The sequence below is a fragment of the Halorubrum sp. CSM-61 genome (assembly GCF_003781945.1).
Classification (GTDB): domain Archaea; phylum Halobacteriota; class Halobacteria; order Halobacteriales; family Haloferacaceae; genus Halorubrum.
Window position 1 is genome coordinate 237,668 of sequence record NZ_RJJW01000003.1, and the last position, 16,758, is coordinate 254,425.

The window sequence follows — 16,758 nt, forward strand, 5'->3', positions numbered from 1 at the left end:
CAACGACGCTCGCACCATATTTATTATCTACCGAGTAAACATTCATTTGAAGAAGAATAACAACTCGCGTTGTAGTCCTCCGATGAGTTGTCGCCCGTATCCAACAATGACCGACCGCAACCCGTCCACGCCGTCAGATATCTCCGAACCGAGCCCGCTGACCGACGAGAAGCCGACAATCGACGTGCTTCACGTCGAGCCCGACCCGCGATCGACGGAACTCTTCGCGACGTTCGCGGCGCACTTCGCGGACGGGGTGTCCGTCCGGACGGTGAGAGGAACGGAGGCGGCCCTGGCCGCGGTCGACGACGCCGACTGCGTCGTCACCGAACAGCGACTTCCCGACGGGTCGGGCGTGGAACTCGTCGATCGGCTCCGGCGCGACGGCGAGGACCTCCCCGTCGTGTTTCACACCACCCATCGCGGCGAGCGGGTGGAGGCGCGGGCGTTCGGCGCCGGCGCGGACGCGTACTTCGAGAAACGGCCGGCCCCGGGACAGTACGAGCGCATCCTCGACCGGGTTCGGACACTCGTCGAGGAGCGCGGCGCCGGCCGCGGCGAGCCCGCGGAATCCCTCTCCGCCGACGACGCGTCAAGTGTTTCGGGGCCGATCCGTTTGGAGGAGTGACTGCGCCGCCGCTCGGAGGAGTGGCTCGCCTCTCGAGGCGACGGAACCCTTTTGACTCGCACGGGCCTACCTGAGACCGATATGGGACTGGGCTCGGACATGTACCGGCAGCAGATCCTCGACCACTACAAGAACCCGCGCAACTACGGGGAGCTCGAGGACCCCGACTTCACGCACGTCGGCGAGAACCCCTCCTGCGGCGACACGATCCGGATGCAGATCGCCCTCGACGACGCGGGCGAGACGATCGACGCGGTGCGCTTTACCGGCGACGGCTGCGCCATCTCGATGGCCTCGGCGAGCATGCTCTCCGAGCGGCTCCACGGGATGTCGATCGAGGAGCTCGACGAGCTCGACACCGACGACGTCACCGAGATGCTCGGCGTCGACATCTCGCCCATGCGCGTGAAGTGCGCGGTGCTCGGCCGCCAGGTCGCGCAGGACGGCTCGAAGATCCACCGCGGCGAGCTCGACCCCGACGACCGCACGATCACCGAGGAGTAGGTCCCTCGCTACCGAATCGCCTCGATCCGCTCCGTCCCCTTCTCTCGGTCCGATCCACCCGTCCCGAGCCCACGGGACTTTTGCTCGTGAGTCACGTTCGTCCGCGTATGAGCGACGGGTTCGACAAGGAGGCCGAACGCGAGAAGCTCCGCGAGAAGTTCGCGGAGGACGACCAGAAGCGAGAACACACCCAGCGGATGTCCGAACTGCTGTTGCAGGGCGCGACGATGACGAACCGCCACTGCGACGACTGCGGCGACCCCATCTTCCGCCACGACGGGCAGGAGTTCTGTCCGACGTGTCAGGCGACCAGATCGGACGAGAGCGCGCAGGGCGGCTCACAGGAGAGCGCGCAGACCGCGGATCTGGAAGAGGCGGGGAACGCGCCCCGAACGGTCGTGAGGACCGGGGACAAAGACGAGAGCCAGCCGCAGAAAGACCCCGGAGACGCGTCTGCGTCCTCGGCTGCGGAGCAGTCGGTTCCCTCAAGCGCGAGGCAGAACGCCGCGACTTCGAACGCGGCCTCGCCTCCGCCGAACGCCGAGGCGTCGCGTGATAAGCCGACTGCGACTCCACCGGCCGAGCCGGCCGGATCGGGAACCGTCGCCGACGCCCGCGCGTCGCTGACGCGGACGCTGGCGCGGTTCGCCCGCGCGGCCGAGGAGACGGACGACCCGCGGCGCGCCCGCGACCACCTGCGGGCGGCCCGAGAGGCGGCGGAGGCGCTGGCGGCGCTGGACTGACGCGTTCGCGTCCCGGCGGCCGAGGTTCGGACGGCACACTTCTTAGTGGTTCGACACGTCTGGAGGCGTATGACCGATTCCCCCGCTTCGGCCACCTCCGACGACGACGGCACCGATCGCGTCCTCGGCGAGCTCACGCTCACCAGAGCGCTGACGGTCCAGATGACGGCCGTCGGCACGCTCGGCATGGTGGCCGGTTGGATCCTCTTCGCCGGGCTGTTCCGGTTCGCGACCGGGGAGACGATCGGGTTCCAGTTCGCGCCGGCGACGCTCGGGTGGATCGCGACACCGGTCAACATCCTCGTGATCGCGTTCCTCGGAACGTTCTTTCTCGTCCCCCACGAGTGGCTGCACGGTCTCGCGATCCGGTACTACGGCGGGAAGCCGCGGTACGGGGTCGGCGTCGCCCACTTCGTCCTCCCGTACGCGTACGCGACGACCGACCACGAGTTCACTCGGAACCAGTTCGTCGTCGTCCTCCTCACCCCCCTCGTCGTCATGACGGCGGTCGGCGTCCCCCTCATGCTCGCGTTCGGGTGGGGGTGGCTGGCCCTCCCGCTGACGCTCAACGCGGCCGGCGCGGTCGCGGACCTCTGGATGACAGTCTCGGTGCTGGGGTACCCCGCCCACGTCCGGATCGTCGATCACGAGACCGGCGCTCGGATCGTGGGTCGAGCCGGCGACGCTCCGCGGACGCCCTCCGTGACCGCGGTCGCGTGGGACGCCCTCGCGGGCGCGGCCGTCGCGGTCGTCTCGACGGCCCTCGCGCTGGCGGTCGGCGGCCCGCTCCTCCTTCCGGCGCTCGGCGTCGAGTCGATCGTCGTCGGAACGCCGGGACGGGTCACCTACCTCTTCGAGTTCGTGAACGCGCCGAACGAGATCTCGTTCAGCGTCGGTCCCGGCGTGTTCGGCGTCGGGGCACTGATCGGGCTGGCGTACGCGCTCGTGCGAGCGTATCGCCGCGGACGGCGGGCGGCCGACAGGACGTAAGCCGGCCGGCGCTCGGTTCTCCCCGGCGTTCGTCGGTCCCCTCAGCGCTCGAAGACGAGCCCGTAGTGGTACGGCGGGAGGTCGACCTCCCGCGCGAGGCGCAGGTCGCTCGCGTCTTCCACGGCCCGGCGGGTCGCCGCCGGCGAGAGCCGCAGGTCGGTCGGCGGCCCCCGGGGCTCGCCGCCGATCGTCGTCTCCTCGCGCGGCAGGTCGCGCCAGTTCACCACGACGAACCGGCCGTCGGAAGCGATCGCGGCGGCGACGCCCTCGACGAACGCGGCGCGGTCCTCGATCCCGTGGAACGCGTTCGCGAGCAGCGCGACGTCCGCGGGCTCGGGGAGCAGGTCCGGGAGCGCCCGGGCGTCCCCCTCCACCGTCGCGACGTTGTCGACTCCCTGGTCCGCCGCGAGCGCGTCGAGCTCGGCGAGCAGCGACCCGTCGACGTCGACGGCGTACACCGTCGCCGGGTCGGCGATCCGCGCCGCGGGCAGCGCGAAGTAGCCGTTCCCGCTCCCGACCTCGGCGACGCGGTCCCCGGGCGCGAGGCCGAGCCGTCGGAGGGTGGCGCCCGGCGTCGGCCACACCCGTCCCCACCAGTCCCAGTCCGGCTGTCCCGTGTTCCGGAAACGGTCCATGTCCGGGCGTGAGAGGCGAGGGAAGGTAGCAGTTCGGATCGCTCGCCGACGGCCCCCGTGTTGACGCGGAGGTCCGGGCGAATCGAGAAATCGCGGCGGTTGCTCGTGAATTCGATCTGATTTTCAATCCTCTCTGTTTTCAATATTATGTCGTATTTTGATATGTATTTAATCCTATACGCCGTTCGCGGTTCGTCCCGGAGCGGGATCGACCGTAGGGAATCGATCGAAATCGGAACGGCGCTGCGATCGGCGAGGGGGGCCGGCGAAGACGGCGCTCAACAACGCCGACAGTTCCCGTCGTCGGTCCTCAGTCGACCGATTCACTACGGGCGAAAGGCGACGCTCGCGGCGAGCGTGGAAGTCGGGACGGCGCCGAACCCGCCTCCCGTGAGACGAGACCGAGTGTAACCCGGTTTTTGACCCTCGTATCGACGCCCACACGGAGGGAATTTTGACCAGTGGCCGAACCTTCTCTTTTCCGACAGAGGACGGACACGCCCCGAGTGAAACGTCGAACGCTTTCACCGTCGGAATCGACGGGCCCGTGGGCGTATCGAGAGATCGCTTCGATGCCCGATCGGGCCGATGGATCGGCTCCGCCGGAGAATATTTGTTTAGTCTTATGTTATTTCTAATACATCGGGTATAGTATCTATTTTCGGAGGAGGTATCGTTCGATCGAGAGCAGCTTCGGGTGGGCGAGCGACGCAGACGCACTTGATTCGAAATACCGCGACTCGTGAGCGAAGGATACACTTAACACCCTGACCACCCTTCTCCGACCATATCGATGGCTCAGATCTCGAAATCCGCCGTCCGCATCGACGTCCGAAACATCGGTGGCATCGACGAGGCGTCGGTCACACTCTCCGACGGTGTCTCGATTTTGACCGGGCGAAACGCGACGAACCGGACCTCCTTCTTGCAGGCGTTGATGGCCGGGCTGGGCAGCCGGCAGAGCTCGCTGAAGGGCGACGCCGAGGAGGGCGACGTGACCCTCGAACTCGGCGACGAGACGTACACGCGAACCCTGCAGCGCCGCGGCGACTCCGTCGCGTTCGGCGGCGACCCGTACCTCGACGACCCGGAGCTGGCCGACCTGTTCGCGTTCCTGCTCGAGAACAACGAGGCGCGGCGGGCGGTGGCGCGCGGCGACGACCTCCGCGAGATCATCATGCGGCCGATCGACACCGACGCGATCGACGCGGAGATCCGCGAGTGCAAGCGCGAGCGCGACGATCTGGAGTCAGAGATCGAGCAGCTCGACAGCCTCGAACGCGACCTCCCCGACCTCGAAGCGGACCGCCGCGAGAAGGTCGAGGAGCTGGAGGCGGCCGAAGAAGAGCTCGAGTCGGTCCGCGGGGAGCTCGACGAGCTCGATGCCGGCGTCGAGGAGAGCCGGACGCGCAAAGAGGAGATGGAGGAGGCGTTCCAGCGGGTCCGCGACGCCCGCTCTGACCTCGATGACCTCGAGTTCGACCTCGAAACGGAACGCTCGACGATCTCGGAGCTGAAGGCGGAGCGCGAGGAGCTTCGGGAGACCGTCGAGGAGGCGGAGGAGCCCGACGAGAACGCGGACCGGCTCGCCGGTCGCATCGACGAACTGCGCCGCCGGAAGCGCTCGCTCGACGACGACATCAACGAGCTCGGCAGCGTCATCGGCTTCAACGAGGACATGGTCGACGGCTCCGGGATCGACATCGACGAGGGGACGCCCGGCGACGATCCGACCGACGCGCTGACCGCGGGCGACCAGACGGTCTGTTGGACCTGCGGGTCCGAGGTCGAGACGGACCAGATCGAGGCGACCCTCGACCGGCTCCGCGAGCTCCGGTCCGACAAGCTCGACGAGCGCAACGAGATCCGCGCGGAGATCCAGGAGCTCACCGACCGGCAGTCGTCGATCCAGCAGGCCCGACGCGAGATCGAGCGCGCCGAGGAGCGGCTCGACGCGGTCGGGACGGAGATCGAGTCGACCGAGTCGCGGATCGCGGACCTCGAAGAGCGGATCGAGTCGAAGGAGGCGGAGATCGAGGAGCTGGAGGAAGAAGCCGAGTCGGTCGACGTCGACGGCTACGACGAGGCGTTGGAGCTCCACCGCGAGGCGAACGGGATCGAGCTCCGGGTCGAGCGGCTCGAAGACGAGATCGACGAGATCGACGACGAGATCGACGAGCGGGAGGCCGCGATCGAGCGCCGCGAGGAGCTGAAGGCCGAACGCGAGGAGCTCGCGGAGCGCCTGACGGAGCTGCGGACGCGCGTCGACCGCATCGAGGAGACCGCCGTCGAGGAGTTCAACGAGCACATGGAGACGGTCCTCGACATCCTGGAGTACGAGAACCTCGACCGGATCTGGATCGAACGCCGAGAGACCGAGGTCCGCGAGGGCCGCCGCAAGGTCACCCGGACCCGCTTCGACCTGCACATCGTCCGCTCGTCGCCCGACGGGACCGCCTACGAGGACACGGTCGACCACCTCTCGGAGAGCGAACGGGAGGTGACGGGGCTCGTGTTCGCGCTCGCCGGCTACCTCGTCCACGACGTCTACGAGTCGGTCCCGTTCGTCCTGCTCGACTCGCTGGAAGCGATCGACTCGGACCGGATCGCGCGCGTCGTCGACTACTTCCGGACGCACGCCGACTATCTCGTCGCCGCGCTCCTTCCGGAAGACGCCGCCGCCCTCCCCGAGGAGTACGCCTACGTCGAACAGATCGACTGAGCGACCGAACTCTCTATTACACTGATACGCTTGTAACGGTTGTCCTCTCACCGTTCCGAATTCCAGAACGGTTGGCGACTCTCGGACGAGACGCTACAGGTCGACGGTCGTCGACTCCTCGGCCACGTCGAGCCGATACGCTCCGGACTCCACGACGCGCCCCTCACGCGGCTTGTGGAACCCGAGTCGCTCCGCGGGGACCGGCACCTCGACGCGCTCGCGCTCGCCGGGATCGAGGGTCACGCGGTCGAACCCGACGAGCGACCGGACCGGTCGCACGCGGGACGCGTGCCGCTGGCTGGCGTACACCTGTACCGTCTCGGTGCCGGCGCGGTCGCCGACGTTGGACACCTCGACCGCGACCCGGACCGTTCGCTCCGCGGGGTCGGCCGCTCCCTTGCCCTCGGCGCCCTTCTCGACCGTCGCGCGCAGATCCGTCGTCTCGAAGTCGGTGTAGCTGAGCCCGTGGCCGAACGGGTACAGGGGGTCGTACGAGTCGGGGTGTTCGTCCGCCCCGATCGGCGTCGGATGCGCGAGTGCGTCGTGGTATTGCGGGAGATCGCCCTCGTCGCGCGGCACGGAGATCGGCAGTCGACCGCTCGGGCCGTTCCCGCCGAACAGCGTCTCCGCGACCGCGACGCCGCCCTCCGTGCCGGGGAAGTACGCCATGAGGAGGGCCGGCACGTGCTCGGCCATCCAGTCGACGATCAGCGGTCGGCCGGCCACGAGGACGCCGACGACCGGCGTTCCCGTCTCGTGTACCCGTCGAACGAGCTCCCGTTGCGCCTCCGGGAGGCGGAGATCGCCTCTGGTGGGCCAGTCGCCCGTCTCGCTCCCGGCCAGCGCCTCCGGGCCGAACTCGTGGATGTACCACCCTTCGCCGAGCGCGAGCACGGCCACGTCCGCCTCGCGCGCCCCCCTGACCGCCTCGTCGACGTCGACGGGCTCGTCGAGCGTCGTCCCCGGCGCGTACGCCACGTCGCCGGCGGTCGCGTCCTCGATCGCCTCCCGGATCGTCTCCCCCGGGACCCCGTCGTCGCGCGCGACGCTCCAGCCGCCGAGCTGGTCGACGAGGTCGTCGGCGTTCGGGCCGCCCACGAACACGTCCTCGTCGCCGGAGAGCGGCAGCAGTCCGTCGTTCTCCAAGAGCGTCATGCTGTCCCGCGCGGTCTCCAACGCCCGATCGCGATGGGCCGACGCGCCCAGCGTCTCGACGGCGGCCGCCTCGTCGGCGGTGTCCTCAGGGTCCTGGTCGAACAGTCCGAGGTCGAACTTCACGCGGAGGACGCGCCGCACCGCCCGGTCGAGCGTCGCCTCGTCGAGGTCGCCGTCCTCGACCAGTTCGACGACCCGCTCGGCGTGGGGCGCGTGGCCGACCGACGCCACGTCGACGCCCGCCTCGCGCGCCTGCCGGACGCCGTCGGCGTGATCGGCGGCGGTGCGGTGGTCCTCGTGGAGGTGTCGGATCCCGTTCCAGTCGGAGACGACGTGCCCCTCGAACCCCAGCTCCTCGCGGAGCAGGCCGTCGAGGTGCGCCGCGGAGCCGTGGGAGGGCTCGCCGTTGATCGAGTTGTACGACGGCATCACCGACGCGACGCCCGCGTCGAGTGCGCGCTCGAACGGGCGGACGAACGTGTTCCGGAGCTTGTACTCGGAGACGTCGACGGGCGAGGCGTCCTCGCCGCGCTCCGGCTCGCCGTACGCCGGGAAGTGCTTGGCCGTCGCGACGACGCGGTCGGGATCGGAGGGGGCCGCGGAGTCACCGAGGTCCTCTCCCTGATACCCCCGGACCTTCGCGGCCGCGAGCTCTCCCACGAGGTGCGGGCTCTCGCCGAACGTCTCGAAGACGCGCCCCCACCGCGGGTCGCGCCCCACGTCGACCGTCGGCCCGTAGTTCTGGTGGGCGCCCGTCGCGCGGACCTCTCGCGCCGTCACGGCGGCCGCGGCCTCGATCCCCTCCGGGTCCCACGTCGCCGCCGCCCCGAGCCCGTTCGGGAACACCGTCGCGCCCGAGATGTACGCGTGCCCGTGGACCGCGTCGACGCTGAACAGCAGCGGGATTCCCAGCCGCGTCTCCTCTCGGGCGTAGGTCTGGAGCTCCTCGACTGCGGCCACGGCGTCCTCGGGAGTCGTCGCGAGCGCCCCGCCCCAGCCGAACGGGGCCGCGAAGCCGAGGTGACGCTCGTCGATCGCCGCCTTCACGTCGTCGAGGTCGTGCGTCTCGCGGAGCGTCCCCGCCCACGTCCCGGTCACCTGTCCGGCCTTCTCCGCCGGCGTCATCCGGTCGAGGAGGTCGTCGATCCGCTCGTCCGTCGAAGCGCCGCCCTGCCGGTACGTCGGCGGCTCGGCTCGGTCGTCCATGATCGACACCTCCCGGCCGTACTATTTAAAAGTACTGCGGCGGTCGCCTCCGGGCGTGACGACGGATCTCCCGATCCGCTGTCCGATCCGAGCCGCGTGCATCGCATTCTTCCGTTCTCTATCACAGAACGACGCCGTATAAATCATCAGTCTGAAACGTCGTCGCGAAGCGTCCGAATTCCGACGCGAAACCGGATTGACCGCGCCGAATCTGAGAAATTATGTCTCCTTTATCAGCACGAGAGTTCTGACACCGAGAACGAAGCTGCCGTCGTCGTCACGGGGACGATCCCGTTGGGATAGGTCACGGGGCGGTCCAGTGGGAATACGTCACGGGGCGGTCCCGTTGGGATGCCCGTCCGGGCCGACGCCCGCCGACACCCGAATCATTAATATCTGGGATCGAGAGGTGTCCGGTGATGCGAACTTGTCCAGACGGCGGTGTCGCCGAGACACCGACCGAACGACGCGTCGATCGGCTCCTCGACCGGATGACGGTCGCGGAGAAGGCAGCGCAGCTCGGCTCCGTGAACGCCGACCGAATCCTGACCGAGGACGGCGAGCTCGACGAGGATGCCGTCGACGAGCACCTCTCGAACGGGATCGGTCACCTCACGCGGATCGGCGGGGAGGGCGGACTCCCCCCGAAGGCGGCCGCCGAGCGGACGAACGAGCTTCAACAATACCTCCGCGAGGAGACCCGGCTCGGAGTCCCGGCGATCCCCCACGAGGAGTGTCTGAGCGGGTACATGGGGCCCGCGGGCACGACGTTCCCGCAGATGATCGGGATGGCGAGCACGTGGTCGCCGGAGCTGCTCGAGTCGGTCACGGACACCGTCCGGGAGCAGCTCGAAGCGATCGGCACCGCGCACGCGCTCTCGCCCGTCCTCGACGTCGCCCGCGACCTCCGGTGGGGACGCGTCGAGGAGACGTTCGGCGAGGACCCGTACCTCGTCGCGTCGATGGCGTGCGGCTACGTCGAGGGGTTACAGGACGGCGGCGACGGCGTCACGGCGACGCTCAAACACTTCGCGGGCCACGGCGTCGGCGAGGGCGGGAAGAACCGAAGCTCGGTCAACGTCGGCCGCCGCGAGCTGCGCGAGACGCACCTGTTCCCGTTCGAGGCCGCGGTCCGCACCGCGAACGCGGAGTCCGTGATGAACGCGTACCACGATATCGACGGCGTTCCCTGCGCCAGCGACGAGTGGCTGCTGACGGAGGTGCTCCGCGGCGAGTGGGAGTTCGACGGCACCGTCGTCTCCGACTACTACAGCGTCGAGTTCCTCCGGAGCGAGCACGGCGTCGCCGCCGACGAGCGCGAGGCCGGCACCGCGGCCCTGGAGGCCGGCGTCGACGTGGAGCTCCCCTACACCGACTGCTACGGCGAGCACCTCGTCGACGCGGTCGAGGCGGGCGAGCTCTCCGAGGCGACGCTCGACGCGGCGGTCCGGCGCGTCCTCCGCGCGAAGGCCGACGCGGGGCTCCTCGACGACGCGACCGTCGACGCCGAGGCGGCCGCCGAGCCCTACGGCACCGACGCGGCCCGCGAGCTCACCGAGCGCGCGGCCCGGGAGTCGATGACCCTCCTGAAAAACGAGGGCGACCTGCTCCCGCTCGCCGGCGCGGAGACCGACTCCGTCGCGGTCCTCGGGCCGAAGGCTGACGACGCACAGGAGCTCATGGGCGACTACGCCTACCCCGCTCACTACCCCGAGGCGGAGGTCGAGCTCGACGCCACGACGCCGCTCGACGCGGTCCGCGAGCGCGCCGACGAGCACGGCTTCGACGTGACCTACGAGCGGGGCTGTACGACCACCGGCCCCGAGACCGACGGCTTCGACGCGGCAGCGGACGCCGCCGCGGACGCCGACGCCGCGCTCGCGTTCGTCGGCGCGCGCTCGGCCGTCGACTTCTCCGACTCCGACCGCGACCGCGTCAACAAGCCAAGCGTCGCCACCAGCGGCGAGGGGTGTGACGTGGTCGACCTCGGGCTTCCCGGCGTCCAGCGCGACCTCGTCGAGCGCGTCCATGAGACCGACACGCCGCTCGTCGTCGTCGTCGTGAGCGGGAAGCCGCACTCGATCGAGTCGATCGCGGAGTCGGTTCCCGCGGTCGTGCAGGCGTGGCTCCCCGGCGAGCGCGGCGGCGAGGGCGTCGCCTCCGTGCTGTTCGGCGAGCACAATCCCGCCGGCCACCTCCCCGTCTCCATCCCGCGGTCGGTCGGCCAGCTCCCGGTCCACTACAGTCGGAAGCCCAACACCGCCAACGAGGAGTACGTCTACACCGAGAGCGACCCGCTGTACCCGTTCGGACACGGGCTCAGCTACACCGACTTCGAGTACGGCGACCTCTCGCTGTCGGCGACCGAACTGCCGCCCGCGGGGGCCATCACCGCCGAGGTGACCGTCGAGAACGTCGGCGACACGGCGGGCCGCGACGTGGTCCAGCTGTACGCCAGCGCCGAGAACCCCGATCAGGCCCGCCCGGTGCAGGAGCTCGTCGGGTTCGAGCGCGTCGCCCTCGACCCCGGTGAGAGCGCGCGCGTCGCCTTCGAGGTCGACGCCACGCAGCTCGCGTACCACGACCGCGACATGGACCTCGCCGTCGAGGCCGGTCCCTACGAGTTCCGCGTCGGTCACTCCGCGGCCGACGTCGCCGACACCGCCGCGTTCGAGGTCACCGGGACGAAGGAGGTGCCGGAGAACGGGCGGACGTACTTCACCGAGACGCGGGTGGGAGACGAGGTGTAGGTCGGGTAGTCGCGGGCGGCGCGCAATTCGGGCGGTCGCGGACGACGCGTAGTTCGAGCGTAAATCGGGTCGTCAGACGTTGACGGTGCCGTTGACGAGCTGTCCGATCTCGTCGATGTCGATCGCGATCCGATCGCCCTCGGCGAGCGTGAACGACTCCGGCGGCACTAAGGCGGTGCCGGTCAGCAGGACGACGGTCTCGGGGAGGTCGTTGTGCCGCCGGAGGTAGGAGACGAGCTTCTCGCAGGTGGTCGCCATCTCGCTCGTCGAGGTGGAGTCCTCGAAGAGGACCTCGCCGTCGCGCTCGATGGCGAGCGACATCCCGAGGTCGTGGGGGTCGCCGACGGCGTCTCCGGTCGCCACGCACGGGCCGATCGAACAGCACTTGTCGTACACCTTCGCCTGCGGGAGGTACAGCGGGTTCTCGCCCTCGATGGACCGGCTCGACACGTCGTTACCGATCGTGTACCCGACGACCTCCTCGCGGTGGAGCACGACGCCGAGCTCCGGCTCCGGCACGTCCCACGTGGAGTCGCCGCGGATCCCGACGGCGTCGTTGGGGCCGACCGTCCGCGAGGGGGTGGCCTTTAAGAACAGCTCCGGGCGCTCGCTGTCGTACACGTCGATGTACACCTCGGGCTTGCCGCTCTCGGCCTCGCGCGCCTGTTCGCTGATCTGGTACGTGACGCCCGCGGCCCACACCTCGTCGGGGGTCACCGGGAGGAGCACGTCGTCGTGGTCGAGGTCCACCCGATCCGCGTCGGGGATCCGGTCCCGAGCGATGGAGTCGATAGACTCGTCGCACGCGTTCGCGGCGCGAGCGAGCTCCGTGAACGACCCGAGATCGTCCGACGCCGTCGACAGGTCGTAGGCGTCGCCGTCGTCGACGACGACCAGCGAGTCGGACCCCGCGCTGTGCTCTCCGCCGGGGAGTCGGTAATACCGCATACCACACAGATACGCAGTCGCCGTTATAAGAGTACCGCCAGTACGACCGTCCGCCCGGATCGCCTCCTCGCACTCTGCCGGTTTCGCCGGATCGGACGACGCGAAGCGAAGATTCGCTGGCTCGGCTTCGGCTTACGCCTCGTCAAACACCGATAGACTCGCTGCGCTCGTCTATCTGGCTCGACGAGTCGTTTTACTCCTCGTCGAACAGCGTCTCGCCCTCGACCATGTGCTCCCCGACGGCGTCGAGGTCAAGCGTCAGGCCGAGCCCCGGCTCCTCCGGGATCTCCATGCGGCCCTCCTCGATCAGGTCGTCCTCTTCGACCAGGTCCTCCCACCAGCCGAGCTCGTAGGAGTGGTACTCCAAGGCGAGCGAGTTCGGGATGGCCGCGCCGACCTGCGCGGACGCCATCGTGCCGATCGGCGAAGAGACGTTGTGCATCGCCACCGGGATGTAGTACATGTCCGCCAGGTCCGCGATCTTGCGGGTCTCGCGCATCCCGCCGACGCGCGGCAGGTCCGGCGCGACGATGTCGACCGCCTGCGGTTCGAGGAGGGTCCGCTGGCCGTGTTTCCGGTAGACGTTCTCGCCGACCGCGATGGGGGTCGTCGTCGACTTCGTCACCTCCTCCTGCACCTCGTGGTTCTCCGGCGGGACGGGGTCTTCGAGCCACCACACGTCGTACGGCTCGAGGGCCTCCGCGAGGCGCTTCGCGGAGCCGCCGGTGAACGACCAGTGGCAGTCGAAGGCCACGTCGGCCTCGTCGCCGACCGCCTCGGTGGTCGCCTCGACGATCTCGACCTTGTGGTCGATCTCGGGGTTGCGGAGGTGGCGGTTCGCGCGGTCCTTCTCGTGGCCGGACGGCACGTCGAGGTCGAACTTGATGGCGTCGTAGCCGAAGTTCTCGACGACGCGTTCGGCCTCGGCGGCGCAGGCCTGCGGGTCGGCCTCGTTCTCGGTGTGGAGGTCGCAGTACACGCGGACCTCGTCGCGGTACTTCCCGCCGACGAGCTGGTAGGCGGGCACGTCGAGGAGCTTCCCGGCGGCGTCGTGGAGCGCGATCTCGATGCCGGAGATGGCGGAGATGACCTTCCCCGAGATCGAGCCCTCGCCGGACATCTTCTGGACGAGGTGCTCGTAGAGCCGGTCGATGTCGAGGGGGTTCTCCCCGACGAGGAACGGCTTCATGCGCTCGATGATGGCGGTGTCGCCGCCGCCCCAGTAGGACTCGCCGGTGCCGACGACGCCCGCGTCGGTGTAGACCCGGACGAGGATCCACGGGTAGTTGCCGTCGACCATCGTCGTCTGTACGTCCGTGATCTCGGCGTCGCGGACTCCGCCCCGCGAGTTCGTGATGTCCATCGTCTCCGCCGAGAGGTCCCGCATGGTGTACTCCGCGTTCGGGTCGCGGAGCTTCGCGTGATCGACCATTAGCGTCCGTATATCCCAGAACCCGATAGTAAAGCTTGTGGGTGGGGTTCCGTTCCCCATCTCGATCGGGAGTGAAACGCCGACTACGATCAACGTTCACGAGACCGTGACGGCCCTTCCGCACACCGGCGAGACGATCGACGAGCTCCGCGAGTACGACGCGAGCACCGAGCGGTACGGGGTACCGCTCCGCACCGTCACGTTCGCGAACGAGCCGTTAGACATCCTCGACGCGCCGGGGGAAGGAGGAGTCCGACGCGTCCCGGTAGGACCGCTGTCCGCCGGCCGGAGACGACGACGTCTACAGCGAGACGGTCGTCCCGGTCTCGGCGGCCTCGTAGATCGCTTCGAGGGCGCGCATGTCGACGAGTGCGTGGTCGCCGTCGGGGCCGATCGGCGCGTCGCGGAGCACGCGGTCGGCGAAGTAGTCGAACTCCTCGGTCATCTCGTCTCTCATCACGTCTCGCCGGCCGTCGTCAAGCTCGAAGCGCCGGCCGTCGCTGCGGAGCGTCAGCGTCCCTTCCGGCTGTCCGAGGAAGCTCGGTTCGAGGACCAGCTCACCGTCGGTGCCGACGACGCGGAAGTGCCCCGTGTACGCGGCGTGTTGGCTGGCCGTGCAGGCCGCCTGCGTCCCGTCGTCGAACCGGATCGTGAAGGCGGCGTACTGGTCGGGCACGTCCCGGAACGCCTCGTCTACCGACCGCATCTGAGCGGTCACGCTGACGGGGTCGGCGTCGAGGACGAACCGCGCGGTGTTGAGCGGGTAGATGCCCAGATCCATCACGCTCGCGCCGTAGCCGACGAGCTCCGGGTCGAGGCGCCACTGGTCGGGGTCGCCGGAGACCGTCTCCTGCATCTGTTGGCTCATGCTCCCGTGGACGCTTACGGGATCGCCGACGGCGCCCGCCGCGATCAGCTCGCGCGTTCGGCGGACCAGGGGATCGGTCTGCATCCGGTAGGCGACCATCAGCGGCACGTCCGCGGTGGCCTCGACGAGGCGCTCGGCGCGCTCGCGGGTCGACTCCACGGGCTTCTCACAGAGGACGGCCTTTCCGTGTTCGGCGGCGGCCTCCGCGTACGGCAGGTGGAGCGCGTTCGGCGTGCAGACGTAGGCCGCGTCGTACGCGTCGGTCGCCTCGCCGTCCGCGAACTCCTCGTCGGTGAGCGCGGCCTCGACGGTCGGAATCTCCTCTGCGGCCGCGGTCGCCTTCTCGCGGCTCCGGCTGACGAGAACGGTGGTCTCGCAGAACTCCGAGTCGGCGACCGCGGGGATCGCCTGTTCGCGGGTCCACCAGCCGAGGCTGATCATCGCGATCCGGAGCGTTCCCGACTCCAACTCCTCCCAGTCCCGATCTCTGACGCTCTTGAGATAGTCGGCGGCTGCCATGGCTCGACGTTCGCGGCTATCTGCAAAAGCCTATTGGACGACGCGGCTCGCGGGGAACGAGACCCACTCTCGGTGGACGCCGCCGACGCCGTCTCGCGGATCGCTAAAACCGTAAGAATGGTATGGGTCGGCCTCGAAGGTGGAGGCGTGCCTGAGCCCAATCAGAACTACGTCGACGGCGAGTGGGTCTCCTCGGAGACGGGAGAGACGTTCGAGGTTCACGACCCCGCGGCCCCCGACGAGACGATAGCGAGCTACCAGCAATCCGACACGGCGGACGCCGTCGAGGCGGTCGAGGCGGCGGCCGACGCGCAGGAGGAGTGGGCGACCACGCCCGGTCCGGAGCGCGGTCGGGTCCTCCGGCAGGCGGGGACGATCCTCGCCGATCGGAAGGACGAGCTCACCGAGACGCTCGTCGCGGAAGAGGGGAAGGCCCGTCCCGAGGCGGCCGGCGAGGTACAGCGCGCGATAGACATCTTCCACTACTTCGCCGGGAAGGCCTCGGACCTCGGCGGGACGGTGAAAGGCTCCAGCAGCCGTGACACGACGCTCTACACGCGCAAGGAGCCGGTCGGCGTCGCGGCGCTGATCACGCCGTGGAACTACCCCATCGCCATCCCGGCGTGGAAGCTCGCCCCCGCGCTCGCCGCGGGCAACACCGTGGTCATCAAGCCCGCGAGCGCCGCCCCGGGCGTCGTCTTCGCGATCGCGGAGGCGTTAGACGAGGCCGGGCTCCCGGACGGCGTGCTCAACGTCGTGACCGGCCCCGGAAGCTCGGTCGGCAACGAGTTCATCACGAACGAGGGCACCGACGCCGTCTCCTTCACGGGCAGCGGACAGGTCGGCGAGATGGTCTACGATCAGGCCACGGACGCCGGCAAGCGGGTCCAGACGGAGATGGGCGGGAAGAACCCGACGCTGGTCGCCGATTCGGCCGATCCCGCCGAGGCCGCCGAGATCGTCGCCTCCGGCGGTTTCGGAACGACGGGCCAGTCGTGTACCGCGTGTTCCCGCGCGATCGTCCACGAGGACGTGTACGACGAGTTCGTCGACGAGCTCGTCGACGCCGCGGAGGCCATCGACATCGGCCCCGGCCTCGACCACGAGATGGGACCGCAGGTCAGCGCCGACGAGATGGAGTCCACGCTCGAGTACGTCGACATCGCCCGCGACGAGGGCGCGACGGTCGCGGCCGGCGGCGGGAAGCCCACCGGCGACGCGGTCGAGACCGGCCACTTCGTCGAGCCGACCGTCCTGACCGACGTCGACAACGACGACACGATCGCCTGCGAAGAGGTGTTCGGCCCGGTGATCGCCGTCATCGAGGTGAGCGACTACGACGAGGGGCTCCGCGTCGCCAACGACGTGGAGTACGGGCTCTCGGCCAGCGTCGTCACCGACGACCACACGGAGGCCAAGCGGTTCATCGACGAGGCGGAAGCCGGCGTCGTCAAGGTCAACGAGAAGACGACCGGCCTCGAGCTTCACGTCCCCTTCGGCGGCTTCAAGCGCTCCTCCTCAGAGACCTGGCGCGAACAGGGCGACGAGGGGCTGGAGTTCTACACCATCGAGAAGACCGTCTACGACAACTACTGAGCCGGTCGCCGCCCCGTATCTCCACAGTATCGTCCCGAAACCACCGGCCGCGTCTGTCCCAC

Annotated in this window: 12 protein-coding genes; 7 read left to right on the top strand and 5 right to left on the bottom strand. The window is 69.1% G+C overall.

Features of this window, described 5'->3' with window-relative positions; all coding sequences use genetic code 11:
• Positions 1 to 106 precede the first annotated feature (106 nt).
• From EDM04_RS06915 to EDM04_RS06930, 4 genes are all read left to right on the top strand, one after another.
• Positions 107 to 628, top strand: a complete 522-nt coding sequence (locus EDM04_RS06915) for a response regulator (protein ID WP_123620482.1) — start codon at positions 107 to 109, stop codon at positions 626 to 628.
• 81 nt (positions 629 to 709) lie between these two features.
• Positions 710 to 1,132, top strand: a complete 423-nt coding sequence (gene sufU / locus EDM04_RS06920) for a Fe-S cluster assembly sulfur transfer protein SufU (RefSeq protein ID WP_123620484.1) — start codon at positions 710 to 712, stop codon at positions 1,130 to 1,132.
• A gap of 107 nt (positions 1,133 to 1,239) precedes the next feature.
• Positions 1,240 to 1,875 carry an Sjogren's syndrome/scleroderma autoantigen 1 family protein gene (locus EDM04_RS06925; RefSeq protein WP_123620486.1) on the top strand — a complete coding sequence of 212 codons (636 nt, stop codon included), beginning with the start codon at positions 1,240 to 1,242 and terminating at the stop codon, positions 1,873 to 1,875.
• Positions 1,876 to 1,944: 69 nt separating this feature from the next.
• The gene (locus EDM04_RS06930; protein WP_123620488.1) at positions 1,945 to 2,865 is read left to right on the top strand and encodes a DUF3267 domain-containing protein; all 921 of its coding nucleotides are present in this window, start codon (positions 1,945 to 1,947) and stop codon (positions 2,863 to 2,865) included.
• A gap of 41 nt (positions 2,866 to 2,906) precedes the next feature.
• On the opposite strand, the gene EDM04_RS06935 is transcribed toward EDM04_RS06930, so the two are convergent.
• Entirely contained in the window at positions 2,907 to 3,500 is a 594-nt protein-coding gene (locus tag EDM04_RS06935) for a class I SAM-dependent methyltransferase (protein ID WP_123620490.1), read from the bottom strand.
• A gap of 793 nt (positions 3,501 to 4,293) precedes the next feature.
• Between EDM04_RS06935 and EDM04_RS06940 the strand changes: the two genes are divergently transcribed.
• Positions 4,294 to 6,222: an archaea-specific SMC-related protein gene (locus EDM04_RS06940; protein WP_123620492.1), complete on the top strand. Its 1,929-nt coding sequence runs from the start codon at positions 4,294 to 4,296 to the stop codon at positions 6,220 to 6,222.
• Between the two features lie 93 nt (positions 6,223 to 6,315).
• Here the strand turns inward: EDM04_RS06940 and EDM04_RS06945 are convergent, their stop codons facing one another.
• Positions 6,316 to 8,583: a glycoside hydrolase family 3 N-terminal domain-containing protein gene (locus EDM04_RS06945; RefSeq protein ID WP_241154861.1), complete on the bottom strand. Its 2,268-nt coding sequence runs from the start codon at positions 8,581 to 8,583 to the stop codon at positions 6,316 to 6,318.
• A 491-nt stretch (positions 8,584 to 9,074) separates the two neighbouring features.
• On the opposite strand from EDM04_RS06945, the gene EDM04_RS06950 reads away from it, so the two are divergent.
• The gene (locus tag EDM04_RS06950) at positions 9,075 to 11,333 is read left to right on the top strand and encodes a glycoside hydrolase family 3 N-terminal domain-containing protein (RefSeq protein WP_123620885.1); all 2,259 of its coding nucleotides are present in this window, start codon (positions 9,075 to 9,077) and stop codon (positions 11,331 to 11,333) included.
• Positions 11,334 to 11,405: 72 nt separating this feature from the next.
• On the opposite strand, the gene EDM04_RS06955 is transcribed toward EDM04_RS06950, so the two are convergent.
• The 3 genes from EDM04_RS06955 to gfo6 all read right to left on the bottom strand — a co-directional run bounded on the left by EDM04_RS06955 (position 11,406) and on the right by gfo6 (position 15,100).
• Positions 11,406 to 12,281 carry a fumarylacetoacetate hydrolase family protein gene (locus tag EDM04_RS06955; RefSeq protein WP_123620494.1) on the bottom strand — a complete coding sequence of 292 codons (876 nt, stop codon included), beginning with the start codon at positions 12,279 to 12,281 and terminating at the stop codon, positions 11,406 to 11,408.
• Between the two features lie 193 nt (positions 12,282 to 12,474).
• On the bottom strand, positions 12,475 to 13,713 hold the full coding sequence (locus EDM04_RS06960) for a mandelate racemase/muconate lactonizing enzyme family protein (protein ID WP_123620496.1): 1,239 nt from the start codon (positions 13,711 to 13,713) through the stop codon (positions 12,475 to 12,477).
• 301 nt (positions 13,714 to 14,014) lie between these two features.
• Positions 14,015 to 15,100 carry a D-xylose 1-dehydrogenase Gfo6 gene (gfo6, locus tag EDM04_RS06965; protein ID WP_123620498.1) on the bottom strand — a complete coding sequence of 362 codons (1,086 nt, stop codon included), beginning with the start codon at positions 15,098 to 15,100 and terminating at the stop codon, positions 14,015 to 14,017.
• A 147-nt stretch (positions 15,101 to 15,247) separates the two neighbouring features.
• On the opposite strand from gfo6, the gene EDM04_RS06970 reads away from it, so the two are divergent.
• Positions 15,248 to 16,696 carry an aldehyde dehydrogenase family protein gene (locus tag EDM04_RS06970; protein WP_164471103.1) on the top strand — a complete coding sequence of 483 codons (1,449 nt, stop codon included), beginning with the start codon at positions 15,248 to 15,250 and terminating at the stop codon, positions 16,694 to 16,696.
• Positions 16,697 to 16,758 lie beyond the last annotated feature (62 nt).